Raw genomic sequence first — 25951 nt, 5'->3', positions numbered from 1 at the left:
AGTCAACTCGGTTTTCGCACTGCGATGGCGCATCGGCAGTGCGCGCCGAACCCCGCTGGGGCACGACTTGCCGGACTCGACGAATAGCTTTACAACTAGCCGCACCTTGGCCCTGACGCGTCCGCACATCATGAATTCGATCTCCCGCGCCGTACCCGAAGTGGCGCTGCAAGCGATCCGCAAACTGATCACCGAACAGGGCTTCGGTGCCGGCGACGCGTTGCCTTCGCAACGGGATCTGGCGCTGCAACTGGGCGTCAGCCGGGCATCGTTGCGTGAAGCGCTGTCGTCGCTCAGTGCACTGGGCGTAGTCAGCATTCAGCCGGGCAAGGGCGTGTTCGTGCAGTCGCCGGTCGAATTGTCGCGCGGCGACAACGCGCCAGGCTGGTCGTTTGCGGCGCAGGCATCGCCGCTGGATATCTTTCAATTGCGCTATGCGCTCGAAGGGTTTGCAGCAGGTTTGGCGGCAGTGACGTTGAGCACGTTCGATCTGGATGCGCTGGAAGACAACGTTGCGGCCATGCGCGAGCAATTGAAGCTCGGCGACTTTGAGGCAGCGGCGAAACTCGACTTCGAATTTCACCGGCGCATCCTTCTCGCCAGCGGCAATCAGGCGATGCTGAGCATCCTCACCGCCAGCGCCGAGATCTTTCTCGAGAGCCAGAAACTGCCGTTCATCCGCGCCGAGCGCGCCATGGAAACCTGGCAGGAACACCGCAAGATCCTCCGCGCACTGGCGCGCCGCGCCTCGGCGGCGGCGCAGAAAGCCATGCAGGAACACGTGCGCAACGCCGCCCTGCGCACCGGAATCGCCTTCATCGCTCCCGCCACGGGGTGACTTGAGCTATACCCAAACTCATCAAGGGCCATAGCAACACTCAATCATCTGCGGCTTCCTGAACAAGGGAAGGGCGGCTATGATGGGCCACGTTTTTTTGCTTACAACCTGGAGAATTCCATGAGCAGCGATCTGATCAAACACGTTAGCGACGCTAGTTTCGAAGCCGACGTACTCAAGGCCGAAGGCGCTGTCCTGGTCGACTACTGGGCTGAATGGTGCGGCCCTTGCAAAATGATCGCACCGGTTCTGGACGAGATTGCCGAGACTTACAAAGGCAAGCTGACCGTCGCCAAACTGAACATCGACGAAAACCAGGAAACCCCGGCCAAGCATGGCGTGCGTGGTATCCCGACGCTGATGCTGTTCAAGAACGGCAACGTTGAAGCGACCAAGGTCGGCGCACTGTCGAAGTCGCAGCTGGCGGCTTTCCTCGACGCCAACATCTGAGCGTCGCAGTAAAACGCTGAAAAAAAGCCCCGCAAATCGCGGGGCTTTTTGCATATTCAGGGCTAGACGCTCCGAAACTCAGGTGGTACATTCGGCCCCGCACTGGTTTCTCCAATGCCCCCTGCTAGCCGTCGCCGACGCACTCCTTTTCGAATTAGTTCGCGATCCTGTCGCCTTCTCCGCGGCGCGGCCTCATTAAGCCAAAAGCTTAATTTCCCCCCTCCATAAATGATTACGTCATTCCTATATGAATCTGACTGAACTCAAGCAAAAGCCGATTACCGAACTGCTCGAATTGGCCGAACAGATGGGCATAGAAAATATGGCCCGTTCGCGCAAGCAGGACGTGATTTTCTCCCTGCTGAAAAAGCACGCGAAAAGCGGCGAGGAAATCTCCGGTGATGGCGTGCTGGAGATTCTCCAGGACGGCTTCGGCTTCCTGCGCTCCGCAGACGCTTCCTACCTCGCCGGCCCTGACGACATCTACGTCTCGCCGAGCCAGATCCGCCGCTTCAACTTGCGCACCGGTGACACCATCGTTGGCAAGATCCGGCCTCCGAAGGAAGGCGAGCGGTACTTCGCCCTGCTCAAGGTCGACACGATCAACTTCGATCGTCCGGAGAACGCGAAAAACAAGATTCTCTTCGAGAACCTGACGCCGCTGTTCCCGACGGTGCGCATGAAGATGGAAGCCGGCAACGGTTCCACCGAAGACCTCACCGGTCGCGTGATCGACCTGTGTGCACCGATCGGCAAAGGCCAGCGTGGTCTGATCGTCGCACCGCCGAAAGCCGGTAAAACGATCATGCTGCAGAACATCGCAGCGAACATCGCCCGTAACAATCCTGAAGTTCACCTGATCGTGCTGTTGATCGACGAGCGTCCGGAAGAAGTGACCGAAATGCAGCGCACCGTGCGCGGCGAAGTGGTTGCCTCGACCTTCGACGAGCCGCCGACCCGTCACGTGCAGGTTGCTGAAATGGTGATCGAGAAGGCCAAGCGTCTGGTCGAACACAAGAAAGACGTGGTGATCCTGCTCGACTCCATCACCCGTCTGGCCCGTGCCTACAACACCGTGATCCCGAGCTCCGGCAAGGTATTGACCGGTGGTGTCGATGCCCACGCCCTGGAGAAGCCGAAGCGTTTCTTCGGTGCCGCGCGTAACATCGAAGAAGGCGGCTCGCTGACCATTATCGCCACCGCGCTGGTTGAAACCGGCTCGAAGATGGACGAAGTGATCTACGAAGAGTTCAAGGGTACCGGCAACATGGAACTGCCTCTGGATCGCAAGATCGCCGAGAAGCGTGTGTTCCCGGCCATCAACATCAACCGCTCCGGCACCCGCCGCGAAGAGTTGCTGACCGCCGACGACGAACTGCAGCGCATGTGGATTCTGCGCAAGCTGCTGCACCCGATGGACGAAGTCGCCGCCATCGAGTTCCTGGTCGACAAGCTGAAAACGACCAAGACCAACGACGAGTTCTTCTTGTCGATGAAACGCAAGTAATACGCTGGCGTTTCAACAAAGGACGCTCCCGAGAGGGGGCGTTTTTTTTTGCCCCGAAAAATCTCGCGCCCGTCACGGATATCTGTTGATGGGCCGATATTGCGGCGTCGGCAGCGCACTCCCGAGTTCGAGGCCTGCGCCTTCGCCGCAGCGCGGGGGCCACAATCGAGCAATGACGGGCTGCTGTTTGCCCCTCAGAGCAGGTAGGATGTACGCCTATTTTGAGGGTGCCATCGTCAATGAAATTCAAGGATCTTCGGGATTTCGTGCAGCAGCTTGAGCAGCGCGGAGAGTTGAAACGCATCCAGATTCCCGTCTCGCCGGTGCTGGAGATGACTGAGGTGTGCGATCGCACGTTGCGGGCCAAAGGCCCGGCACTGTTGTTCGAGAAGCCCACCGGTTACGACATTCCGGTGCTCGGCAACCTGTTCGGCACCCCCGAGCGCGTGGCCATGGGCATGGGCGCCGAGTCGGTCAGCGAGCTGCGCGAAATCGGCAAGCTGCTGGCCTTCCTCAAGGAGCCGGAGCCGCCGAAGGGCTTGAAGGACGCGTGGTCGAAACTGCCGATCTTCCGCAAGATCATTTCGATGGCGCCGAAAGTCGTCAAAGACGCGGTGTGCCAGGAAGTGGTCATCGAAGGCGACGATGTCGATCTGGCGATGTTGCCGGTGCAGACCTGCTGGCCCGGCGACGTTGGCCCGCTGATAACTTGGGGCCTTACGGTCACCAAAGGCCCGAACAAGGAACGCCAGAACCTCGGCATCTACCGCCAGCAAGTGATCGGCCGCAACAAGGTGATCATGCGCTGGCTCAGCCATCGTGGCGGCGCTCTCGACTTCCGCGAGTGGTGCGAGAAGCACCCGGGCCAGCCGTTCCCGGTGTCCGTAGCCCTTGGCGCCGATCCGGCAACGATTCTCGGTGCCGTGACGCCAGTGCCGGACAGCCTTTCCGAATATGCTTTCGCAGGGCTCTTGCGCGGCAACCGTACCGAACTGGTCAAGTGCCGTGGCAACGATCTGCAAGTACCGGCCACCGCCGAAATCATCCTTGAAGGCGTGATTCATCCGGGCGAAATGGCCGACGAAGGCCCGTATGGCGACCACACCGGTTACTACAACGAAGTCGACAGCTTCCCGGTGTTCACCGTCGAGCGCATCACCCACCGGATAAAGCCGATCTATCACAGCACTTACACCGGCCGCCCGCCGGATGAGCCGGCGATTCTCGGCGTGGCGCTGAACGAAGTGTTCGTGCCGATCCTGCAGAAGCAGTTCCCGGAAATCACCGACTTCTACCTGCCGCCGGAAGGCTGCTCGTACCGCATGGCCGTGGTGACGATGAAGAAGTCGTATCCGGGGCATGCCAAGCGCGTGATGCTCGGTGTCTGGTCGTTTTTGCGACAGTTCATGTACACCAAGTTCGTTATCGTCACTGACGACGATATCAACGCCCGCGACTGGAACGACGTGATCTGGGCCATCACCACGCGCATGGACCCCAAGCGCGACACGGTGATGATCGACAACACGCCGATCGACTACCTCGACTTCGCTTCGCCGATTTCCGGCCTGGGCTCGAAAATGGGCCTGGATGCCACCCACAAGTGGCCGGGCGAAACCACTCGCGAGTGGGGCCGCGTGATCGTCAAGGACGACGCCGTCACCCAACGGATCGATGCCATCTGGAATCAGTTAGGAATAGATTGATGCGTGTAACCCTGCAGCCTTCCGGAGCAGTGCTCGAGATACAGCCCGGTGAGCGGATTCTCGACGGTGCGCGGCGCCTGGGCTATGACTGCCCGCAAAGCTGCCGCAACGGCAATTGCCACGTGTGTGCAGCGCTGCTGGTGGAGGGCCGCGTCGAGCAGGCCGGCAAAGTCCACGACCATGGCGAGTTCTACACCTGCATCGCCGCACCGCTGGAAGACTGCGTGCTGTTGTGGGATGGCGTGCTCGCACTCGGTGAATTGCCGGTGCGCAGCCTGTCGTGTCAGGTCATTGAGTGCCGCGAGGTCGGCGGCGATACCTGGCGCGTGCGTCTGCGTGCACCGGCGGGCAAGCCGCCGCGCTATCACGCCGGGCAATATTTGATGATCGAGCGTGAGAACGGTGAGAAGTCGGCGTTCTCCATGGCTTCGGCACCCCACGGCGGACGTGATCTGGAAATCCATGTGCTGGCGCGCGAAACCAGTGCGTTGAGCCTGATCGAGCAGTTGCAACGCAACCCGCTGGTGCGTGTCGAGTTGCCGTTCGGTGACACACATCTTGCGGAGCTGCCCGACGGTCCTCTGGTGTTGATCGCCGCCGGCACCGGCATGGGCCAGATTCACAGCCTGATCGAACATTGCCGAGCCGAAGGTTTCAGGCATCCGGTGCATCTGTACTGGGGTGTGCGCCGTCCCGAAGACTTTTATCAGATCGAGCACTGGGACGAATGGCTGAAGCTGCCCAATCTGTTCCTGCACAAAGTGGTCAGCGACCAGTGCGGCTGGGAAGGGCGCTGCGGGATGTTGCACGAAGCGGTTTGCGAGGATTTCCCCGATCTGAAGCCGCTGCACGTCTACGCCAGCGGTTCGCCAGCGATGGTTTACGGCACCTTGGACGCGCTGGTCGAGGCGGGGATGGATGCGCATCAGATGCGCGCCGACGTCTTCGCCTATGCGCCGCGCTCCTGAGACTTATAACTTGGTATATAGCCGATCGGTATTTACCTTAAACAGTAAATATCGCTAGGTTATATATGAATCAGGCAATTAATCAGTGGCACTTAATTTGCCTTAAACATATGTGCCTTATTGTTACAACGGTGCGTTCTATTAAGTAATTCTTCACCCGCGGGGAGCTGAACGCTATTCGCCATGAGCGCCATTGAAAACGCAATCCTGAACCTGGCTTACCCTCCGCGGCTCGATCTTGGGCCGCAGCTGACGCACGAACAACTTCTCGCTTCCATGCAATCGACCATGGCACGCCACAAGGGCGGGCCGGTGTGGCTGTTCGCCTATGGTTCGCTGATCTGGCGGCCGGAATGCACGGCGGTTGAGCGCATGCGCGGTCGCGTGCATGGCTATCATCGCGGCTTGTACCTGTGGTCCCACGAGCATCGGGGTACCCCGGAAATGCCCGGTCTGGTGTTCGGTCTGGATCGCGGCGGTTCATGCAGCGGTTTTGCCTACCGCTTGCCGGAAGACAATCTCGATACCGCGCTGTATGCCCTGTGGAAACGTGAGATGCCGTTTCCCTCGTATCGCCCGCACTGGCTCAATTGCCGGCTCGAAGATGGCACTCAGGTGCAGGCTTTGGGATTCGTTCTGGAGCGCCACCTGCCGAGCTATGCCGGCAACTTGCCGGATCATGTGCTCAGCCAGGTGTTCGCCAGCGCCAGCGGGCGGTACGGCACCACTCGCGATTATGTCGAGCAGACCGCGCACGCCCTGCGCAGCCACGCCATGCCGGATCGAAATCTGGAGGCGCGGCTCAAGCGCTGTAAATCACACAGCGATCAGGCGACCGCTTCACGGCTCTGACTGGCGACTTGCTTGTGCCACAGCGTTGGCGCAAGGAAGGCCATCGCCAGCAGGCAAGCGCCGACCAGCAGCACGAAACCGCCATCCCAGCCGAAGTGGTCAACGGTGTAGCCCATCGCCGCACTGGCCGCGACCGAACCCCCCAGATAACCGAACAGACCGGTGAAGCCCGCTGCAGTACCGGCGGCTTTCTTCGGCGCCAGTTCCAGCGCTTGCAGGCCGATCAGCATCACCGGGCCGTAGATCAGGAAGCCGATCGACAGCAGGGCGATCATGTCGACCATCGGATTGCCGGCCGGATTGAGCCAGTAAACCAGGGTCGCGACAGTCACCAGGGCCATGAACACCATGCCGGTCAAACCACGGTTGCCACGGAAGATCTTGTCTGACATCCAGCCGCACAGCAGCGTGCCCGGGATGCCTGCCCACTCGTAGAAGAAATAGGCCCACGAGGTCTTATCCACGGTGAAGCCCTTGGCTTCCTTCAGGTACGTCGGCGCCCAGTCCAGCACGCCGTAGCGCAGCAAGTAGACGAAGACGTTGGCCAGAGCGATGTACCAGAGCATTTTGTTGCGCAGCACGTATTTGACGAAGATTTCCTTGGCGCTGAATTCGTCTTCGTGGCTGGCGTCGTAGCCTTCCGGGTAGTCGTTCTTGTACTGCTCGATCGGCGGCAGGCCGACCGATTGCGGGGTGTCACGCATGGTGATGAAGGCGAATACCGCTACGCCAAGTGCGACTGCTGCCGGGACGTAAAACGCCGCGTGCCAGTCATTGAACAGACCCATGCCGATCAGGAACAGCGGGCCGATCAGACCGCCGCCGACGTTATGCGCCACGTTCCACACCGACACCACGCCACCGCGTTCCTTCTGCGACCACCAGTGCACCATGGTCCGCCCGCTCGGCGGCCAGCCCATGCCCTGCGCCCAGCCGTTGATGAACAGGAGGATGAACATCATCGTCACGCTGGACGTTGCCCACGGCGCGAAACCGAAAATGAACATCACCCCGGCCGAGACCAGCAGACCGAACGGCAGGAAGAAGCGCGGGTTGGAACGGTCGGACACCAGGCCCATGAGGAACTTCGACAGGCCGTAAGCAATAGCGATCGCCGACATCGCCAGACCAAGGTCGCCACGGCTGTAGCCTTCATCGATCAGGTACGGCATGGCCAGGGAGAAGTTCTTGCGCAGCAGGTAGTAACCGGCGTAGCCGATAAAGATACCGGCGAAGATCTGCCAGCGCAGGCGGCGGTAGGTGCTGTCTATTTTTTCTTCAGGCAATGGAGCCTGATGTGCGGCAGGACGAAAGAAAGCAAACATTCAAGAGCTCCAGTTTTCTTGTTTTGACTGCGGATGCGAATGTTACAGTTTCGTTACCGAAAATAGCATCGCTTCACGTCGGCAAAACAGCGGAAATTAGGGCAGATGAGCGTTCCTTTATGAACATGTCGCTCTGAGACAAGTACGCGGCGCTGAGGGAATGGTGGCTCGGGTGGGTTTCTGCGGTTTAACGTATTGGCGAGGCGGATCTCAACGGTAAAGCGATCCGGGTTGCGGTTCCGGATCGCTCCATAATTGTTAGCGAACCTGAACGACAACCTTGCCCACAGCCTTGCGCTGGCCAAGATCATCGATCGCCTGCGCGGCATTGCTCAGTGGATAGACCTGCGACACCAGCGGTTTGAGCTTGCCCTCGGCAAACCAGGCGAACAGCTGCTGGAAGTTGGCTGCATTGTCCTGTGGCTGGCGTTGGGCAAAGAACCCCAGAACACGCCGAGTACCGCCGCGCCCTTGAGCAGGGCGAGGTTGACCGGCAGTTCCGGGATGCGTCCGCTGGCGAAGCCGACCACCAGCAGGCGGCCGTTCCAGGCGATGGCGCGGATGGCCTGGTCGAACAGGTCGCCGCCGACCGGGTCGTAGATCACGTCGGCGCCCTGGCCGTCGGTGAGGCGTTTGATCTCGTCCTTGAGGCTGGCTTCGCTGTAATTGATCAGCTCATCGGCGCCGGCAGCCTTGGCCACCGCGAGTTTCTCGGCGCTGCTGGCGGCGGCGATCACGCGGGCGCCCATGGCTTTGCCGATCTCCACAGCGGCGAGGCCGACGCCGCCCGACGCGCCGAGCACCAGCAGGGTTTCGCCCGGTTGCAGGTTGGCGCGTTGCTTGAGCGCGTGCATCGACGTGCCGTAGGTCATGCTGAATGCAGCGGCGACGTTGAAATCCATCGACGGCGGAATCGGCAGGACGTTGTAGCCCGGCACCGCCACCTGCTCGGCAAAACTGCCCCAACCGGTCAGCGCCATGACCCGGTCGCCGACTTTCAGATGGCTGACCTTTTCCCCGACTTCGCGCACCACGCCCGCCGCTTCACCGCCTGGCGAAAACGGGAAGGGCGGTTTGAACTGGTACTTGCCCTCGATGATCAGCGTGTCCGGGAAATTGACTCCGGCAGCGTGCACGTCCAGCAGGATTTCATTCTTCTTCGCGACAGGACTGGCGACGTCTTCCAGCACCAGCGATTCGGCAGGGCCGAAGGCTTTGCACAGCACGGCTTTCATCAGGGCTATTCCTTTGGGAGTGATGGCCGATAAGTGTAGGTGTGTGAATCAACGGGTCAACGAGCATGCCCGGCCCTGATAGTCAGCCATAAGCTTGTGCTTGCGCGGCGGGTCGTTATGCTAGGCCGCAAACCGGATAAGGAGCGAATTGTGAAAGCGTGGATCATGTTGTTGCTGGCCCTGTCTCTGCCTGTGGCAGCACTGGCCGAAGAAGCCAAAGAAGGCGAGGCGCCGAAGGTCAATTACATCACCCTGAGCCCGCCGTTCGTCGGCAACTATGGCCTGGACGGCACCGCCAAGCTCAAGGTCTACAAGGCCGATGTGGCATTGCGTGTGACTGGTGAGGAGGCGACCAAACTGGTCAAGGCCAACGAGCCGCTGATCCGCAATCAGCTGGTGGCGCTGTTCACTCAGCAGTCGACCGAGGCGATGGGCAGCATCGAGGGCAAGGAAAAGCTGCGTCAGGAAGCGTTGAAGCAGACCCAGCAGGTCATGAATGACGAGACCGGCAAGCCTGTTGTTGAGGATCTGTTGTTCAACAACCTGATCATTCAGTAAATACGTTGGCTGCTGCTCTTCAGGACGCCAGGCTTTTGCGAAAGCGTGCCAAGGCGATGGCGAAGAACAGCAGACCGATGGCAGTCAGCGCCAGCAACTCCGGCCAGACCACGCTCAGCCCGGCGTCGCGAAACAGAATCGCGGCGCTGAGGCTGACAAAATGCGTGGACGGTGAGCCCTGCATGACCCACTGCAGCCAGTGCGGCATGCTGTCCAGGGGCGTGCTGCCGCCCGACAGCAGCAGCATCGGGATGATCACCGGAATCGCCAGCAAGCCGAACTGCGGCGTCGAGCGCGCGAGTGTCGCCAGAAAGATGCCCAACGCGGTACTGGCAAACAGATAAACCGCAGTCACCAGCAAAAACAGGCTCATTGAGCCGGAAAGCGGCACGCCGAGTGCGCCTTTGACCACCACCTCCACGGACAGCCAGGTGCACAGCACCACCACCAGCAGGTTGCTCCAGATTTTCGCCAGCATGATTTCCAGCGCCGTCAGCGGCAGCACCAGCAAATGGTCGAGCGTGCCGTGCTCGCGTTCGCGCAGCAGCGCCGTGCCCGTGAGGATGATCGCCAGAATGGTGATGTTGTTGACGATCTGGATCACCGCCAGAAACCAGCCACCCACCAGGTTGGTATTGAATAGCGCGCGGGTGGTCAGCGAAATCGGCGTCTTGCTCGCGGCATCGCTCTGACCGCCGTAGGCCTGCAGTTCACGCTGGAAGATCCGGCCGATGTAACCGGCGCCCATGAACGCCTGGCTCATCGCGGTGGCATCGACGTTGACCTGAATGGCCGGTCGCCGCGCCGCGAGCAGGTTGGTTTGAAACCCCGCCGGAATGTTGATCACGAAGGTGTACTGGCCGCTGTCCATCACCTGATCCAGTTGCGGGTAAGGCAGCAGCACCGGCGTCTGGAACTCCGGCGGTTGCAGGGCCTGGGCCAACTGGCGCGAGAGGGCGCTGCGGTCTTCGTCGACGATCGCCACGCTGGCGTTGTGCACGCCGATTACCGAACCGGCGGCGGGCATGTAGATCGCCACGGTGAAGGCGTAGAACAGGAACAGCAACAACACGCTGTCGTGGCGCAGGCTGGTCAGTTCCTTGAGTCCCAGGCGCAGGATGTGCGCGAACTTGTGCATCAGGCCTCCTGCTTTTTCAGCATGATCAGGCTCAACCCTGTGAACCCGACGAAGAAGCCGAACAGGGCCAGGCATTGTGGCCACAGCTGCCGCAAGTCCAGCGCCTTGGTGAACGTCCCCACGGCAATATCGAGAAAATGTCCTGCCGGAAACAGCATGCCCATCACCGCAGCCGCACCTTGCAGCGAAGAACGCGGCACGATCAGCCCGGAGAACTGGATGGTCGGCAGGCTGGTGATGATCATGGTGCCGAGGATCGCGGCGATCTGTGTGCGGGTGAAGGCCGAGATCAGCAGACCCATGCTGGTGGTCGCCAGCACGTAGAGCAGGCCGCCAAACGCCAGCGTCAGCAGGCTGCCCTTGAACGGCACGCCAAACAGCCAGCGGTTCATCGCCACCAGCAGCGCGAGATTGACCAGACTGACCAGCAGGTATGGCGCCTGTTTGCCCAGCAGAAACTCCAGGCGGGTCAGGGGCGTGGCGTAGAAGTTGGTGATCGAGCCCAGTTCTTTCTCGCGCACGATGCCGAGTGCGGTGAGCATCGCTGGAATGAACGCCAGTATCAGCGCCATGACGCCGGGGCCGATAGCGTTGACGCTGACCACATCCTGGTTGTAGCGAAAGCGCGTTTCCAGGCTGGCGCCCGCCTGATGGTTGATGGCGAGACTGCTCTGTTCGGCCAACTGTTGCAGGTTGGCCAAGTGCACCGCTTCGACATAATTGCGGCTGGTCTCGGCGCGAAACGGCATGCCGCCATCCAGCCATGCCGCCACCGCGGGCTGGCGACCGGCGTACAGGTCACGGCCGAAACCGGGGGGGATTTCCAGCGCAAGTTTGATCTCCGAGCGTTGCAGGCGTCGGTGCAATTCCTGTGCATCATGGATGGCTGGCCGTTCATCGAAGTAACGCGAGCCGCGAAAGGCCTCCAGATAGGTTCGGCTCTGCGGTGTCTGGTCCTGGTCGTACACGGCAAACGCGAGGTTTTCCACGTCCAGGGAAATCCCGTAGCCGAAAATCACCATCATGAAAATCGCCCCCGCCAGGGCGAACGCCATGCGCACCTTGTCACGCAGCAGCTCCTTGCCTTCGCGGCTGGCCACCGCCAGCAGGCGACCGAGGCTGAAACCGCGCTGCTGGAGCGGCGGCGTGGCGGTCGTTGGCGCGGTCGGCGATTCACTGGCAGGCGGCGACTGCGCAATGCCCTGAGCCTGTTCCAGGCACGTCACGAAAGCGGCTTCCAGCGTTTCTCCAGCGAACTGACGTTGCAGCGCTGCCGGGGTGTCGCACGCCAGCACTTGGCCGGCGTGCATCAGCGAAATGCGGTCGCAGCGCTGGGCTTCGTTCATGAAGTGGGTGGAGAGAAAAATCGTCACGCCTTGCTCGCGGGACAGTTCGATCAGCAGTCGCCAGAAGTCATCACGGGCTGCCGGGTCGACGCCGGACGTCGGCTCATCAAGGATCAGCACTTCCGGACGATGCAACACCGCAACCGCCAGCGACAGGCGTTGACGCAGCCCCAGAGGCAGGGCGCCGGACGGCTGATCGGCGACGCTGAGCAGGTTGAAGCGTTGAATGAGGGCATCGATGCGTGGCGCACTCTCGGCTTTGGGCAAGTCGAACAGCCGGGCGTGCAGATCAAGGTTCTGTCGCACACTGAGTTCGCCATACAGCGAAAAGCTCTGGGACATGAAGCCGACCCGTTTGCGCGTGGCCAGATCCTTGGCATTTACCGGGTTGCCGAGCAGTGTCGCGCGGCCTTCGCTGGCCGGCATCAGCCCGGTCAGGACTTTCATCGTGGTGGTCTTGCCGCAGCCGTTGGAGCCGAGAAAACCGAAAATTTCGCCGCGACCGATGGCGAAGTTGACGTGATCGACCGCAGTGAAGTCGCCGAAACGCAGTGTCAGGTCGTGGGCCTCGATGGCGGTGTCGCTGCTGCCACTGCTACGTGGCGGAATCACCAGCGGCCTGGCGTCATGCTGGCTGTCACCCTGGAAATGGGTGAAGGCCTCATCAAGTTTGCCACTGGGGGTGACGGCCGCCAGTTCACGGCTCAGACCGGTGGCAATCAATTTGCCGTTGTCGAGCATCAGGCAATGCTCGAACTGTTCGGCTTCTTCCATGTACGCGGTGGCGACCAGCAGGGTCAGTTGCGGGCGCTGGCGCCGCACGTCGTCGATCAGCTCCCAGAAACGCCGTCGTGAGAGCGGGTCGACGCCGGTGGTTGGCTCATCGAGGATTAACAGATCCGGTTCGTGGATCAGCGCGCAGCACAGTCCGAGTTTCTGTTTCATGCCGCCGGACAACTTGCCGGCGGGGCGCTCGGCGAACTTCAGCAGGTCGGTGGCAAGCAGCAGATTGCGCATGCGTTGTTCGCTGTCGGCCTTCGACAGGCCGAACAGCGTGGCGAAGAACTGAATGTTTTCGCGGATCGACAGTTCTGGATACAGGTTGCCGCCCAATCCCTGCGGCATGAAAGCGATGCGTGCATACAGCGTGTCGCGGTGGTGGCGCTGCTGGATCGGCCCGCCAAGGACGTCCAGTTGCCCTTGCTGCAAGGCCTTCACGCCGGCGATCAGCCCCAGCAGGCTGGACTTGCCCGCGCCATCGGGGCCGATCAGACCGCAACGGGTGCCGGCTGGCAGGCTGAAGGTGATATCGCTCAGTGCTTGCTGTTTGCCGTAGCGGTGCGCGATAGCATTGGCCTGGACCGCAAGGCTGCTCATTGCAGATTGGCCGGCCAGGCGATCGGCGCGGTGCGCACATACCCGGCACCGGGCATGCCGGGCTTGGCTTGCGGTACGGCGCTGGGTTGGGTCAAGCGCAGTTTGACGCGGAACACCAGTTTTTGCCGCTCGTCGCGGGTTTCGACTTCCTTGGGGGTGAACTGCGATTTGCCGGCGACAAAACTGATTTTCGCTGGCAAGGGCTTGTCGGGCAGGGCATCGAGCAGTACCCGGGCCTCATCGCCCACCGCCAGACGCCCGGCCACCGAGGCGGACAAGTAGAGGTTCATGTACTGATCGTTGGGATCAATCAACAGCAGGACGCGGCCACCGGCACCCAGCACTTCCCCGGGTTCGGCCATGCGCAACTGGATCACCCCATCAATCGGCGCGCGCAGGCTGCTGTCGTCGATTTCGCTGGTCAGTTGAGCGACCTGCGCCTGGGCTGCGCCGATCGCTGCAGCGACCGCCGACACTTGGGCGCGGGCCGCCGTCACGGCAGCGTTGCCGGTGCCGATGCGCGACTGCAATTGATCGATGACCTGAGCGCTGACGAAACCGTGCTTGAACAGCGACTCAGAGCGCCCGAGTTCCTGTTGGGCCAGCAGTAGCTCACTCTGACGCAACTGCACGTTGGCCTGGGCGGCGTTGAGGTTTTCCCGGGCGCGCAACACCTCGGCTTCGGCCTGGTTGCGCTGGGCTTCAAGGGTGCGGGTGTCCATGCGGGCCAGCAGTTGGCCTTGAGTGACCTTGTCGCCTTCATCGACCAGCACCTCGGCGAGGCGCCCGGGGGTCTTGCTGGCGATTTGCACTTCGGTGGCCTCAAGTCGTCCGTTGCCGGCCGACAGCCCCTCGGGCAGGCGGCTGCTCATCGACTTCCAGTAACCGAAGCCGCCAGCGGCCAACAGCAAGGCTATGAGCGATCCGGCAAATAACAGTGAGGAACGGCGGTGCGTCGACATGGGGGCATCCTGCGGCTGTGGCGTCCACTCTGACGGTTCAAGCGCTGGGGGCGCTTGATGTCAGTCAAATGAGCGTCAAGCCTAGACCCTTTTGTCTGCCACCACGGTGTGACCTGGCAGTTCTCAGCGCAGGCCGAGCACTGCGGCCCATTGTTCGGCGGTGACGGGCATCACTGAAAGTCGCGAGCCCTTCTGCACCAGTGGCATTTCTGCCAGCGCCGTCTGCTGCTTCAGATAATCGAGCTTCAACACCCGCGCAAACGTCTCGACATGCTCGACATCGATCGCGCTCCAGGCATTTTTCTCCGGCGTAGCTTTCGGATCGAAGTAGTGACTGTCTGGCTCCAGCGCCGTCGGATCGGGATACGCTGCTTCGATAATTTTGCCAATCCCGGCAATCCCCGGCTCCGGGCAGCTGGAATGGTAGAAAAAGAACTCGTCACCGACCGCCATCGCCCGCAGGAAATTGCGCGCCTGATAGTTGCGAACCCCGTCCCAGCGCGCCTTGCCGAGCTTTTCCAGACCCTTGATCGAGAGTTCGTCGGGCTCTGATTTCATCAGCCAGTAGGCCATGTCGTGTGCTCCTGAAGCGGTCATTGGGCAGGTTGTCGGGCAATTTTATGACAAACCGACAGTCGGTTGACGTCAGCGTTTGCGCACAGGTTCACGTTGCCGCAAAATGCCGGCCTTTAAAGCTTGACGCTGCTGCACGGCCTACGAACGGAAACCGCTGCTGTCATCGTGATGATGTGCCTTGAGGGGGGCAATCGATGAAACGCAAACCGGATTTGCTATGGACTTTGGTAATTTTGTTTGGCCTGGGCGTGGTAACCACCGGTTACGCGCAGAGCCTGTGGGCGAACAAGACCGACGCGCCGATTGAAGTGGCGCAACAGGTGCAACAGTCGACCGCTTTCAAACGCTGAACCTGTCTCTTCGACGCCGCTGTTCCATGCGGCGTCTACTCTGCGAAATACCACGCCTTGTCGGTGACCGTGCCTTGTAACGGAACATCCCAGCTCGCCTGCGCCAGACGTTCGACCTTCTGACACTCATGGGCCAGGCCCAGCAGCGTCGGCTTGCGCCAGTTCTTGCGGCGGGCCAGATAGGCGAGGCTGCGATCATAAAATCCGCCGCCCATGCCCAGGCGCCCGCCGACATCGTCAAACCCTACCAGCGGCAACAGCACCAGATCCAGCGCCCAGACCTTGCGTTGCCGAGCCAGATTGACCCGGGGCTCGAGGATGCGGAAACGATTGGGGATCAGCTTTTCGCCAGGGCGGATGCGCTGGAAGACCATTTTCGTTCGTGGCCACGCGCTGAGTACCGGCAGATAAGTTGCCTTGCCGCGACGCTGGGCTTCGCGCAGCAGCAGGCGCGGATCGATTTCACCGTCGGTGGGCAAATACAGAGAGATATGTTTCGCCCGGCGAAAGTGCGGGTCTTGCGCCAATTGCCGGAACAGGCCTTTGGCAGCCTGGCGTTGTTCGCCCGGCGTCAGTGCGCGACGGGCCTTGCGCAGCAGGCGGCGGAGTTGCGGGCGGGGCAGCAGCGCGGGTTCGGTCATGGTTCGGCTTCGGCAGGTGGATGCAAAAACGTACGCATAAAAAATCCGATGTCGGCATACACCGACATCGGATTTCGAATCAGGCTCCCCGGATGAACCGCTGTCAACTCAGCCCTTGAACCCGAAAGTTCAAGGTGGAAGAAGCAGTAGACTTTAAGGCTTTCCGTCTAGCGGACATGCACACCAGCCCAACGTGCAACTTCCAGGGTAGTGCGAATCGGCTCCGGGACATCGTCAACTGGCAAGCACCCCAGGGAGTGCCGCGAGTATACCTCAAGCTGCCAGGCGAATCAGCCCTTGGCGGTGTTCTGATCGTCGGCCAGGACCAGATCGACACGATCGAGCAAGTCGCGCACCTGTTCGCGGGTCGAACCGCTGGCCTGGATGTCCGGGCGCTCTTCTTTGTGCAACAGGTCGTGGGTGATGTTCAGCGCGGCCATCACGGCAATGCGGTCGGCACCGATGACTTTGCCGCTGCTGCGGATCTCGCGCATCTTGCCGTCCAGGTAGCGCGCGGCACTGACCAGATTGCTGCGTTCTTCCGGCGGGCAGATGATCGAATACTCTTTGTCGAGGATCTGCACGGTAACGCTATTGCTTGAACTCATGAGTCTTGCTCCAGGGCCTTGAGGCGCGAAATCATCGATTCGACCTTACGCCGGGCGATTTCGTTTTTTTCAATGAGGTGAGCGCGTTCCTCGCGCCAGGTTTTTTCCTGAGCTAGTAAGAGTGCGTTTTGACTCTTAAGTTGCTCGACTCGGCCAATCAGCAGTTCGAGTCTGGCCATCAGCGCTTGCAGGTCGGTGTCTTCCATTGGGTCCACGTGTTCGTCTGATGGGTGGTGACTGGCGGACAGCCTTTAATGGTCTTGGCGGGGCTGTCGATGTAGGATACAAGGCCTTCATTCTAGACATAGCGCCGTCTGGCGCCTAGCTGCCCATGACCATTGCGAATTCCCCGTACCAAGCCTTTGCCACCCTGCTGACTGCCAGCGGCCACAACGTCTCGCCTGCCGAACTGCACGGCGTGCTGCTCGGGCGCAGTTGCGCCGGGGCCGGCTTCGATCACGAAGGCTGGCTGATCGACGCCGCCGAACTGCTCGAAGGCGACATCCAGGACAACGTCCGCAACGCTCTGATCGGCCTGCAGGAGATGGTCAAAGGCGAGCTGACCGGCGACGACGTCACTGTCGTGCTGCTGCTGCCGACCGACGATGCGCCGCTGGCCGACCGCGCTGCTGCACTGGGCGAATGGTGCCAGGGCTTCCTCAGCGGTTTCGGCCTGAACTGCCGCGACAGCAGCATGCTCAGCACCGAAGCCACCGAAGTGCTGCAGGATCTGGCCGCCATTTCCCAGGTGCAGGACGCGCTGGAGGAATCCGAAGACGGCGAATCCGACTACATGGAAGTCATGGAATACCTGCGCGTCGCGCCTCTGCTGCTGTTCTCGGAAACCAAGAAGTCCGATGTGCCGCCAGCGGCCAAACCTTCGCTGCATTAATCGCGTGCCAGGGAAAGCCATCTGCCCATGACCCATATCCCCAAAGCGGAATACAGCCGTCGCCGCAAGGCCCTGATGGCGCAGATGGAGCCCAACAGCATCGCGATCCTGCCCGCCGCCGCGGTGGCCATCCGCAACCGCGACGTCGAGCATGTCTATCGTCAGGACAGCGACTTCCAGTACCTCAGCGGTTTTCCCGAGCCACAGGCCGTCATCGTCCTGATGCCCGGCCGCGAGCACGGCGAGTACATCCTGTTCTGCCGTGAACGCAACGCCGAACGCGAATTGTGGGATGGCCTGCGCGCCGGGCAGGAAGGCGCGATCCGCGAGTACGGCGCCGACGACGCCTTTCCGATTACTGACATCGACGACATTCTCCCCGGCCTGATCGAAGGCCGCGACCGGGTGTATTCGGCGATGGGCAGCAATCCCGAATTCGATCGACACCTGATGGACTGGATCAACGTGATCCGCTCCAAGGCGCACCTCGGTGCGCAGCCGCCGAATGAATTCGTTGCCCTGGATCATCTGCTGCACGACATGCGCCTGTATAAATCGGCGGCAGAAGTGAAGGTGATGCGCGAAGCCGCGCGGATTTCGGCGCAAGCGCATATCCGCGCGATGCAGGCCAGTCGTCCGGGACTGCATGAATACAGCCTGGAAGCCGAACTGGATTACGAATTCCGCAAGGGCGGGGCGAAGATGCCGGCCTACGGTTCGATCGTCGCCGCCGGGCGCAACAGCTGCATCCTGCATTACCAGCAGAATGACGCGTTGCTCAAGGACGGCGATCTGGTGTTGATAGACGCCGGTTGCGAGATCGACTGCTACGCCAGCGACATCACCCGCACCTGGCCGGTCAATGGCAGGTTCTCGCCGGAGCAGAAGGCGATCTACGAGTTGGTGCTGGCTTCGCAGGAAGCGGCATTCGCCGAGATTGCCCCCAACAAGCACTGGAACCAGGCGCACGAAGCCACGGTGCGGGTGATCACCGCAGGTCTGGTCAAGCTTGGCTTGTTGCAGGGCGAGGTTGACGAGTTGATCGCCAGCGAAGCCTACAAGGCTTTTTATATGCACCGCGCCGGCCACTGGCTGGGCATGGATGTGCATGACGTTGGCGAGTACAAGGTCGGCGGCGAATGGCGTGTGCTGGAGGTCGGCATGGCGCTGACCGTGGAGCCTGGCATCTACATCGCGGCAGACAATCAGAACGTGGCGAAGAAATGGCGTGGCATTGGCGTGCGCATCGAGGATGACGTGGTCGTGACCCGATCCGGTTGTGAAATCCTCACCAGCGGCGTGCCGAAAACCGTCGACGAGATCGAAGCGCTGATGGCACAAGCAAGGACACACGCAGCATGAGTCGAGTCAATCTGGCAATCATCGGTGGCGGTCTGGTCGGCGCCAGTCTGGCGTTGGCGTTGCAGGCCGGGGCCAAGGCGCAGGGCTGGAAAATCGTCCTGATCGAACCGTTCGCCCCCGGCGACAACTGGCAGCCGAGCTACGACGCTCGCTCCTCGGCGTTGTCGTTCGGCTCGCGGCAGATTTATCAGCGCTTGGGCGTGTGGCAGGAAATCTCCCGCCGCGCCGAGCCGATCAAACAGATTCATGTCTCCGACCGTGGCCGTTTCTCCACCGCGCGTTTGTCCGCGATGGAAGAGGGGGTTCCTGCGCTCGGTTACGTGGTGGAAAACGCCTGGCTCGGCCAGTGCCTGTGGCAGCACCTCGACAAAGACGTGATCACGTGGCGCTGCCCGGCGGAAGTCACGCGCATGGAGCCGTTGGCCGATGGCTATCGCCTGACCCTCAACGATGAAACCACGCTGGAATGCGATCTCGCAGTGCTCGCCGATGGCGGCCGCTCCGGGTTGCGCGAACAGTTGGGCATCAACGTGCGCAAGCGCCCTTACAACCAGAGCGCGCTGATTGCCAACATCACCCCGAGCGAAGCGCACAACGGCATGGCCTTCGAGCGCTTTACCGATGAGGGGCCGATGGCCCTGCTGCCGCTGCCGGACAATCGCTGCGCCCTGGTGTGGACGCGGCTGGGCATGGACGCGCAGCGTCTGACCGAGTTGAGCGAGCGTGATTTTCTCAGCGAGCTGCAAGGCGTATTCGGTTACCGCCTCGGCACTTTGAAACAGGTCGGCGCACGGCATCTGTATCCGCTGTCGCTGATCGAAGCTGAAGAACAGGTGCGCTCGCATCTGGCCGTGCTCGGCAACGCCGCACACAGCCTGCACCCGATTGCCGGCCAGGGCTTCAACCTGTCGCTGCGTGACGCCGACGCCTTGGCTGCCGCGCTGCTGGCCAGCGACAAGCCGCTGGGCGACTTCGCCACGTTGCAGGCCTATCGCGAACGGCAGCGCCTCGATCAGGACCTGACGGTGGGCTTCTCCGATCAGGTCACGCGCCTGTTCGGCAGCACCCAGCCGCTGGTGTCGCTGGGGCGCAACCTCGGCCTGCTCGGCCTCGACCTGCTGCCACCGGCCAAGCGCTGGTTCGCCCGGCAGGCGATGGGCCTGGGAACCCGTCCGGATGCTTGAGTGGCTGAGCAACACATTCGGCAAGGCACGATTGATGCGCTGGGTAATGACCTGCTACCCGCCATATCTCGGCGCGGGTGTGCGGGTGCGCCACATCAGCGATGACTTTCGCGATGTGCAGGTGTCCATGGGGTTGGGCTGGTACAACCGCAACTATGTCGGCACCCAGTTTGGCGGCAGTCTGTATTCGATGGTCGACCCGTTCTTCATGTTGATGCTCATGGAAAACCTCGGTCCGAAGTACATCGTCTGGGACAAGGCCGCCGACATCGATTTCATTGCGCCGGGCAAAGGCCCGGTGTTCGCCCGGTTCAACATCGACCAGACCCTGCTCGACGAGATCCGCCGGCAGACCGCCAACGGCGAGAAATACCTGCCACAGTTGCAGGTCGACATTCATGACGGCGCTGGCAACCTTGTGGCGCGGGTCGGTAAAACCCTTTACGTGCGGCTCAAGCCGCAAGCGAGACAGGCCTAAAGCATGGAAATGCGCGCAGATGTGCTGATTGTCGGAGCCGGAATGGTCGGCAGCGCCCTGGCGCTGGCGTTACAGGACAGTGGGCTGGAAGTGCTGTTGCTCGACGGTAGCCCGCTGAGTGTCAAACCCTTCGCTGCCGAAGCGGCGTTCGAACCGCGCGTCAGTGCATTGTCGGCGGCGAGCCAGCGTATTCTCGAGCGCCTCGGTGTCTGGGACGGCATCGCCCAGCGGCGCAGCAGCCCGTACACCGACATGCACGTGTGGGACGGCAGCGGCACCGGGCAGATTCATTTCTCGGCGAGCAGCGTGCATGCCGATGTGCTCGGCCACATCGTCGAAAACCGCGTGGTCCAGGATGCGCTGCTCGAGCGTTTGCATGATTGCGACCTCGGCATGTTGGCCAATGCGCGGCTGGAGCAGATGCGTCGCTCCGGCGATGACTGGCTGCTGACGCTGGCCGACGGCCGCACCTTGCGCGCGCCGCTGGTGATCGCGGCCGATGGCGCCAATTCTGCTGTGCGCCGTCTGACCGGCGTGGCGACTCGCGAGTGGGATTATCTGCATCACGCCATCGTCACCAGCGTGCGCTGCAGCCAGCCGCACCGCAAAACCGCCTGGCAGCGCTTTACCGATCACGGGCCATTGGCGTTTTTGCCGCTGGAGCGTGATGGTCAGCAGGACTGGTGCTCGATCGTCTGGTCGACCACACCGGCTGAAGCCGAGCGCTTGATGGCGCTCGAGGAGACTGCGTTTTGCGCTGAGCTGGAGCGAGCGTTCGAAGGGCGCCTCGGTGAAGTGATCAGCGCCGATCCGCGTCTGTGCGTGCCGCTGCGTCAGCGCCATGCCAAGCGCTACGTCGCTGAGGGCCTGGCCTTGATCGGTGATGCGGCGCACACCATTCACCCCTTGGCGGGGCAGGGTGTGAACCTTGGATTCCTCGATGCCGCCGTGCTGGCGGAAGTGCTCCTGCAAGCGCATCAGCGCGGTGAGCGACTGGCGGACGTGAAGGTGCTGAGCCGCTACGAGCGTCGGCGCATGCCGCACAATCTGGCGCTGATGGCAGCGATGGAAGGCTTCGAGCGGTTGTTCCAGGCCGACCCCCTGCCGCTGCGCTGGTTGCGCAATGCCGGATTGAAACTGGTCGAGCAGATGCCCGAGGCCAAGGCGTTGTTTGTGCGCGAGGCGCTGGGGTTGATCGGTGATCTTCCCGCTCTGGCAAAGCCCTGAGCGCCTCATTGAGGCTGATGGCCCCTTCGCGAGCAGGCTCGCTCCCACTGTTGAGATGCATTCCAATGTGGGAGCGAGCCTGCTCGCGAAAGCGTCCGCCCACTTACCGCAGTTTTGAGCCGTGCAACATCTGGTAACGCCTTCCCCCAGTGTTCGATTGTGGTGGTAAATGTGAGTCCTTATCATTTGGCCCACCTTTCCCGACCGTGAGACCACTCCCATGTTGGCACCCAAGCGTCTTCTGACCGCACTGGCCTTGACCCTGATCGGCAGCACCACTGCCCAGGCCGCCGATGAGGTGGTGGTGTACTCGTCGCGCATCGATGAGCTGATCAAACCGGTATTCGATGCCTACACCGCCAAGACCGGGGTGAAGATCAAGTTCATCACCGACAAGGAAGCGCCGCTGATGCAGCGCATCAAGGCCGAAGGCGAAACCGCCACCGCCGATCTGCTGCTTACCGTCGATGCCGGCAACCTGTGGCAGGCCGAGCAGATGGGCATCCTCCAGCCATTCACCTCGAAAACCATCGACGCCAATATTCCTCAGCAATATCGCTCGTCCACCCACGCCTGGACCGGCCTGAGCCTGCGCGCACGGACCATCGCCTATTCCACCGAGCGGGTGAAGCCGGGCGAACTGACCACCTACGAAGCGCTGGCCGACAAGAACTGGGAAGGCCGCCTGTGCCTGCGCACGGCGAAGAAGGTCTACAACCAGTCGTTGACTGCGACCATGATCGAAGTCCACGGCGCCGAGAAGACCGAGAAAATCCTCAAGGGCTGGGTCAACAACCTGTCCACTGACGTGTTCTCCGATGACGTTGCAGTGCTGGAAGCGATCAACGCCGGGCAGTGTGACGTTGGCATCGTCAACACCTACTACTACGGTCGCCTGCACAAGCAGAAGCCTGAATTGCCGGTGAAGCTGTTCTGGCCGAATCAGGCTGATCGCGGCGTGCATGTGAATCTGTCAGGCATCGGCCTGACCAAACATGCACCGCACCCGGAAGCGGCCAAGGCTCTGGTCGAATGGATGACCACGCCTGAGGCGCAGAAGATTTTTGCTGATGTGAATCAGGAATTCCCGGCCAACCCGGCGGTGGCGCCATCGGAAGAAGTGGCGGCGTGGGGCAAGTTCATTGCTGATACCTTGCCGGTAGAAGTGGCGGGCAAACGTCAGGCCGAGGCGATCCGGATGATGGATCGGGCGGGGTGGAACTGAGGCGTTTCGTGTAACTGTTGATCTTTCAAGATCGCTCCCTCACCCCAGCCCTCTCCCGGAGGGAGAGGGAGCCAACTTGTGTTGCTTTCGAAACTTGAGTTCGACTCAATATCTCAGGTCGATGTAGTTTGCATGAGCACCTCGGTCAGTTCCCTCTCCCTCCGGGAGAGGGCTAGGGTGAGGGCAGCAATCCCAACCTGAAATACGCAATCCAAGAACACCCCAATCCCTCCAGAGACCCAAAAGTGGCCCACCCCGCCCAACGCCGCTGGTACCCCATCGTCTTCGCCATCGCCGCTCTGGTGTTGTTGCCGCTGAGCGTGTTGCTGCTGTCGTGGCAGACCATCGATCAGCAGATCTGGTCGCACCTGTGGCAAACCCAGATGCCGCGTCTGCTCGGCAATACCCTGAAGCTGATCCTCGGCGTCGGTGTCGGCGTGATTCTGCTGGGTGTCAGCCTCGCATGGCTGACCAGCCTCTGTGAATTCCCCGGTCGGCGCTGGCTCGACTGGGCGCTGATGCTGCCCTTCGCCATTCCAGCGTATGTACTGGCGTTCGTTTTCGTCGGCCTGCTCGATTTCGCCGGCCCCGTGCAGTCCCTGTTGCGCGAATGGTTCGGCAGCGGCCTGCGCCTGCCTCGGGTACGGTCCACCGGCGGGGTGATCGTGGTGCTGGTGCTGGTGTTTTATCCCTACGTTTATCTGCTGGCGCGCACCGCGTTTCTGGCTCAGGGCAAAGGTTTGATGGAAGCGGCGCGGGTGCTGGGCCAGTCGCCGTGGCAGGCGTTCTGGCGGGTTGCGCTGCCGATGGCGCGTCCGGCGATTGGCGCGGGCGTGGCGCTGGCGCTGATGGAAACCCTGGCCGATTTTGGCGCGGTGTCGGTGTTCAACTTCGATACCTTCACCACGGCCATCTACAAAACCTGGTACGGCTTTTTCAGCCTGCCCAGCGCTGCGCAACTGGCCAGTCTGTTGCTGCTGGTGGTGATGCTGGTGCTGTACGGCGAGCGCCGGGCACGCGGGGCGAATCGGGCCAGCAACGAGCGGCCACGGGTGAAAGCGCTGTATCACCTGCGGGGAATCAAGGCCTTCGCGGCGACGGGCTGGTGTGGATTGGTGTTCGCCTGCGCCTTCGTCATCCCGGTGCTGCAACTGATCGTCTGGTTCTGGCAGCGTGGACGCTTCGATCTGGATGAGCGTTACGCCGGGCTGATTCTGCACACGCTCTATCTGGGCGCGATGGCGGCGCTGATCACCGTCAGCGTTGCGCTGTTGCTGGCGTTTGCCCGGCGCCTGGCACCGACCCCAGCCATCAGCTCCGGGGTCGGCCTGGCCAATCTCGGCTACGCGTTGCCCGGTTCGGTGCTGGCGGTGTCGATCATGCTTGCCTTCAGTTATCTGGATCGTGAGCTGGTGATTCCGCTTTCGTCATGGCTCGGCGGTGCGGGCAGACCGTTGCTGCTCGGCAGCCTCGCAGCTTTGCTGATGGCGTATCTGGTGCGCTTTATCGCTGTCGCTTACGGGCCGCTGGAAAGCAGTCTGGCGCGTATACGGCCATCTTTGCCTGAAGCGGCACGTAGCCTGGGTGTCAGTGGGCCGCGACTGTTTTTCAAAGTGTATCTGCCGCTCTTGCTGCCCGGCACGTTGAGCGCCGCGTTGCTGGTGTTCGTCGATGTGCTCAAGGAAATGCCCGCGACCCTGCTGATGCGCCCGTTTGGCTGGGACACGCTGGCGGTGCGCATCTTTGAAATGACCAGTGAAGGCGAATGGGCGCGCGCCTCGTTGCCAGCATTGACCCTGGTGCTGGTCGGGCTGTTGCCGGTGATCGGATTGATTCGACGTTCGGCGCATCGAAACACTTAGTCGTCAGTCCTACATCATGCGGCTACAATGCGCGGCATTCGGTGCGGTTCGTCTGACAGACCCGTGCGCTGGAATCGGCTGCAAGCCTTATCCATCAAGGCTTTCAGCCGTATAGCGGCGGTCCGCACCCTCGCCACGCCCGGAAGGAGAAACCCATGGGACAGCGTACGCCTCTGTATGACCTGCACCTCGCGCTCGGCGCGAAGATGGTCGATTTTGGCGGTTGGGACATGCCACTGCATTACGGCTCGCAGGTCGAGGAGCACCACGAAGTGCGCCGCGATTGCGGGGTGTTCGATGTTTCCCATATGACCGTGATCGATGTCACCGGCGCCCAGGCCAAGGCCTGGCTCCAGCATCTGCTGGCCAACGACGTCGAACGTCTGCACCGCCCCGGCCGGGCGTTGTACAGCACCATGCTCAATGAGCGCGGCGGCATCGTCGACGACATGATCGTCTATCGCCTCGACGACGCGTACCGGCTGGTGTTCAACGCCTCGACCCGCGATCAGGATCTGGCCTGGATGAACGCCCAGCTCGGCGCCTACGACGTGCAACTGCACGAGCGCGCCGAGCTGGCGATGCTTGCCATCCAAGGCCCGCAGGCCCGGCACAAGATTGCCGAACTGGTGACCCAGTCCCGCGCCACGCTGATCCAGCAACTCAAACCTTTCGAAGGCGCCATCGACGGCGACTGGTTCATCGCGCGTACCGGTTACACCGGCGAGGATGGCCTGGAAATCTGCCTGCCGGCCAATCAGGCGCCGGGTTTCTTCAACGACCTGGTCGGTGCCGGTATTTCGCCGATCGGCCTTGGCGCTCGCGACACCTTGCGTGTCGAGGCCGGAATGAACCTGTACGGTCAGGACATTCATCAGGACGTTTCACCGCTGGCCTCGAACATGGCCTGGAGCATCGCCTGGGAGCCGGCCTCGCGGCAGTTCATCGGCCGCGCGGCGCTGGAGGCGGAAAAAACCGCCGGCGTGGCGCACAAACTGGTCGGTCTGGTGCTGGAAGAGCGCGGGGTTTTGCGCGCTCACCAAGTGGTTCGCATCGCCGATGTTGGCGAAGGGGAGATCACCAGTGGTAGTTTCTCTCCTACGCTGAGCAAATCGATTGCCCTGGCGCGTGTACCGATGGCGACTGCCGACCGCGCCGAAGTGGAAATCCGTGGCAAGTGGTATCCGGTGCGAGTGGTCAAACCGACCTTCGTGCGCCATGGCAAAACCTTGATCTAACCTTTTCTGGCGGGTATGACCGCTGACCAATTTCCGAGGAACCGAA

Annotated in this window: 25 protein-coding genes, 1 other RNA gene and 1 pseudogene; 16 read left to right on the top strand and 11 right to left on the bottom strand. The window is 61.6% G+C overall.

All coding sequences use genetic code 11. From position 1 onward, the window contains the following. The first annotated feature begins 130 nt into the window (after nucleotides 1–130). From AB4O45_RS12015 to AB4O45_RS11990, 6 genes are all read left to right on the top strand, one after another. A complete protein-coding gene (locus AB4O45_RS12015; protein ID WP_315434579.1) occupies nucleotides 131–838 on the top strand; it encodes a FadR/GntR family transcriptional regulator in 708 nt (235 codons plus the stop codon). 120 nt (nucleotides 839–958) lie between these two features. Then, a complete protein-coding gene (gene trxA / locus AB4O45_RS12010) occupies nucleotides 959–1288 on the top strand; it encodes a thioredoxin TrxA (RefSeq protein WP_003206727.1) in 330 nt (109 codons plus the stop codon). Nucleotides 1289–1535: 247 nt separating this feature from the next. Beyond that, nucleotides 1536–2795 (top strand): transcription termination factor Rho, encoded by a 1260-nt coding sequence (gene rho, locus AB4O45_RS12005; RefSeq protein ID WP_003229334.1) that lies wholly within the window; start codon nucleotides 1536–1538, stop codon nucleotides 2793–2795. A gap of 239 nt (nucleotides 2796–3034) precedes the next feature. Beyond that, entirely contained in the window at nucleotides 3035–4501 is a 1467-nt protein-coding gene (gene ubiD / locus AB4O45_RS12000) for a 4-hydroxy-3-polyprenylbenzoate decarboxylase (protein ID WP_039757427.1), read from the top strand. Further along, entirely contained in the window at nucleotides 4501–5469 is a 969-nt protein-coding gene (locus AB4O45_RS11995) for a CDP-6-deoxy-delta-3,4-glucoseen reductase (RefSeq protein WP_460161431.1), read from the top strand. Before ubiD ends, AB4O45_RS11995 begins: the two co-directional genes overlap by 1 nt. A 183-nt stretch (nucleotides 5470–5652) precedes the next feature. After that, nucleotides 5653–6321, top strand: coding sequence for a gamma-glutamylcyclotransferase (locus AB4O45_RS11990; protein WP_024014748.1), 669 nt, complete (start codon nucleotides 5653–5655; stop codon nucleotides 6319–6321). Here AB4O45_RS11990 and glpT read toward each other — a convergent pair. The 3 genes and pseudogenes from glpT to AB4O45_RS11975 form a co-directional block, all read right to left on the bottom strand. After that, complete coding sequence (gene glpT / locus AB4O45_RS11985; protein WP_024014747.1) at nucleotides 6297–7646, bottom strand: glycerol-3-phosphate transporter; 1350 nt, start codon at nucleotides 7644–7646, stop codon at nucleotides 6297–6299. The two genes, AB4O45_RS11990 and glpT, sit on opposite strands and share 25 nt — an antisense overlap. 258 nt (nucleotides 7647–7904) lie before the next feature. Beyond that, nucleotides 7905–8093, bottom strand: a complete 189-nt coding sequence (locus tag AB4O45_RS11980; protein ID WP_460138413.1) for a zinc-binding dehydrogenase — start codon at nucleotides 8091–8093, stop codon at nucleotides 7905–7907. Nucleotides 8094–8134: 41 nt separating this feature from the next. After that, nucleotides 8135–8881 (bottom strand): annotated as a pseudogene (locus AB4O45_RS11975) (NADPH:quinone oxidoreductase family protein); the annotation flags it as partial. Between the two features lie 150 nt (nucleotides 8882–9031). Between AB4O45_RS11975 and AB4O45_RS11970 the strand changes: the two are divergent. Further along, on the top strand, nucleotides 9032–9439 hold the full coding sequence (locus tag AB4O45_RS11970) for a flagellar basal body-associated protein FliL (protein WP_056791694.1): 408 nt from the start codon (nucleotides 9032–9034) through the stop codon (nucleotides 9437–9439). 19 nt (nucleotides 9440–9458) lie between these two features. Here AB4O45_RS11970 and AB4O45_RS11965 read toward each other — a convergent pair whose 3' ends face one another. The 4 genes from AB4O45_RS11965 to AB4O45_RS11950 all read right to left on the bottom strand — a co-directional run bounded on the left by AB4O45_RS11965 (nucleotide 9459) and on the right by AB4O45_RS11950 (nucleotide 14835). Further along, nucleotides 9459–10577, bottom strand: a complete 1119-nt coding sequence (locus AB4O45_RS11965) for an ABC transporter permease (protein ID WP_460161430.1) — start codon at nucleotides 10575–10577, stop codon at nucleotides 9459–9461. Then, nucleotides 10577–13300, bottom strand: a complete 2724-nt coding sequence (gene rbbA / locus AB4O45_RS11960) for a ribosome-associated ATPase/putative transporter RbbA (RefSeq protein ID WP_460161429.1) — start codon at nucleotides 13298–13300, stop codon at nucleotides 10577–10579. Before rbbA ends, AB4O45_RS11965 begins: the two co-directional genes overlap by 1 nt. Continuing rightward, a complete protein-coding gene (locus AB4O45_RS11955) occupies nucleotides 13297–14262 on the bottom strand; it encodes an HlyD family secretion protein (protein ID WP_095181274.1) in 966 nt (321 codons plus the stop codon). Before AB4O45_RS11955 ends, rbbA begins: the two co-directional genes overlap by 4 nt. Before the next feature lie 123 nt (nucleotides 14263–14385). Further along, entirely contained in the window at nucleotides 14386–14835 is a 450-nt protein-coding gene (locus AB4O45_RS11950; RefSeq protein WP_460161428.1) for an EVE domain-containing protein, read from the bottom strand. Between the two features lie 197 nt (nucleotides 14836–15032). On the opposite strand from AB4O45_RS11950, the gene AB4O45_RS11945 reads away from it, so the two are divergent. After that, complete coding sequence (locus AB4O45_RS11945) at nucleotides 15033–15188, top strand: hypothetical protein (protein WP_024014743.1); 156 nt, start codon at nucleotides 15033–15035, stop codon at nucleotides 15186–15188. 35 nt (nucleotides 15189–15223) lie between these two features. On the opposite strand, the gene AB4O45_RS11940 is transcribed toward AB4O45_RS11945, so the two are convergent. The 4 genes from AB4O45_RS11940 to AB4O45_RS11925 form a co-directional block, all read right to left on the bottom strand. Then, nucleotides 15224–15829 (bottom strand): 5-formyltetrahydrofolate cyclo-ligase, encoded by a 606-nt coding sequence (locus AB4O45_RS11940; RefSeq protein WP_056791700.1) that lies wholly within the window; start codon nucleotides 15827–15829, stop codon nucleotides 15224–15226. Nucleotides 15830–15910: 81 nt separating this feature from the next. After that, a non-coding RNA gene (ssrS, locus tag AB4O45_RS11935) (6S RNA) lies at nucleotides 15911–16089 on the bottom strand. 30 nt (nucleotides 16090–16119) lie between these two features. Next, on the bottom strand, nucleotides 16120–16437 hold the full coding sequence (locus AB4O45_RS11930; RefSeq protein ID WP_016772632.1) for a cell division protein ZapA: 318 nt from the start codon (nucleotides 16435–16437) through the stop codon (nucleotides 16120–16122). Continuing rightward, a complete protein-coding gene (locus AB4O45_RS11925) occupies nucleotides 16434–16643 on the bottom strand; it encodes a TIGR02449 family protein (RefSeq protein WP_007911197.1) in 210 nt (69 codons plus the stop codon). The genes AB4O45_RS11930 and AB4O45_RS11925 overlap by 4 nt, the downstream gene beginning before the upstream one ends. A gap of 125 nt (nucleotides 16644–16768) precedes the next feature. On the opposite strand from AB4O45_RS11925, the gene AB4O45_RS11920 reads away from it, so the two are divergent. From AB4O45_RS11920 to gcvT, 8 genes are all read left to right on the top strand, one after another. Next, nucleotides 16769–17329: a YecA/YgfB family protein gene (locus tag AB4O45_RS11920; protein ID WP_041476897.1), complete on the top strand. Its 561-nt coding sequence runs from the start codon at nucleotides 16769–16771 to the stop codon at nucleotides 17327–17329. A gap of 27 nt (nucleotides 17330–17356) precedes the next feature. Continuing rightward, nucleotides 17357–18691, top strand: a complete 1335-nt coding sequence (gene pepP, locus AB4O45_RS11915; RefSeq protein ID WP_460161427.1) for a Xaa-Pro aminopeptidase — start codon at nucleotides 17357–17359, stop codon at nucleotides 18689–18691. After that, the gene (ubiH, locus tag AB4O45_RS11910; RefSeq protein WP_150637069.1) at nucleotides 18688–19875 is read left to right on the top strand and encodes a 2-octaprenyl-6-methoxyphenyl hydroxylase; all 1188 of its coding nucleotides are present in this window, start codon (nucleotides 18688–18690) and stop codon (nucleotides 19873–19875) included. Before pepP ends, ubiH begins: the two co-directional genes overlap by 4 nt. Next, complete coding sequence (locus AB4O45_RS11905; RefSeq protein WP_041476891.1) at nucleotides 19868–20353, top strand: DUF4442 domain-containing protein; 486 nt, start codon at nucleotides 19868–19870, stop codon at nucleotides 20351–20353. The genes ubiH and AB4O45_RS11905 overlap by 8 nt, the downstream gene beginning before the upstream one ends. Nucleotides 20354–20362: 9 nt before the next feature. Further along, a complete protein-coding gene (locus tag AB4O45_RS11900) occupies nucleotides 20363–21580 on the top strand; it encodes a 2-octaprenyl-3-methyl-6-methoxy-1,4-benzoquinol hydroxylase (RefSeq protein ID WP_460161504.1) in 1218 nt (405 codons plus the stop codon). Between the two features lie 220 nt (nucleotides 21581–21800). Beyond that, nucleotides 21801–22805 (top strand): extracellular solute-binding protein, encoded by a 1005-nt coding sequence (locus AB4O45_RS11895; protein ID WP_406227822.1) that lies wholly within the window; start codon nucleotides 21801–21803, stop codon nucleotides 22803–22805. A gap of 245 nt (nucleotides 22806–23050) precedes the next feature. After that, nucleotides 23051–24667, top strand: coding sequence for an ABC transporter permease (locus tag AB4O45_RS11890; protein WP_460161426.1), 1617 nt, complete (start codon nucleotides 23051–23053; stop codon nucleotides 24665–24667). A gap of 155 nt (nucleotides 24668–24822) precedes the next feature. Further along, on the top strand, nucleotides 24823–25905 hold the full coding sequence (gene gcvT, locus AB4O45_RS11885) for a glycine cleavage system aminomethyltransferase GcvT (protein WP_095181283.1): 1083 nt from the start codon (nucleotides 24823–24825) through the stop codon (nucleotides 25903–25905). Nucleotides 25906–25951 lie beyond the last annotated feature (46 nt).

Source organism: Pseudomonas sp. S2_B10, from assembly GCF_054668425.1.
This window is presented reverse-complemented; position numbering and strand designations above follow the sequence as displayed.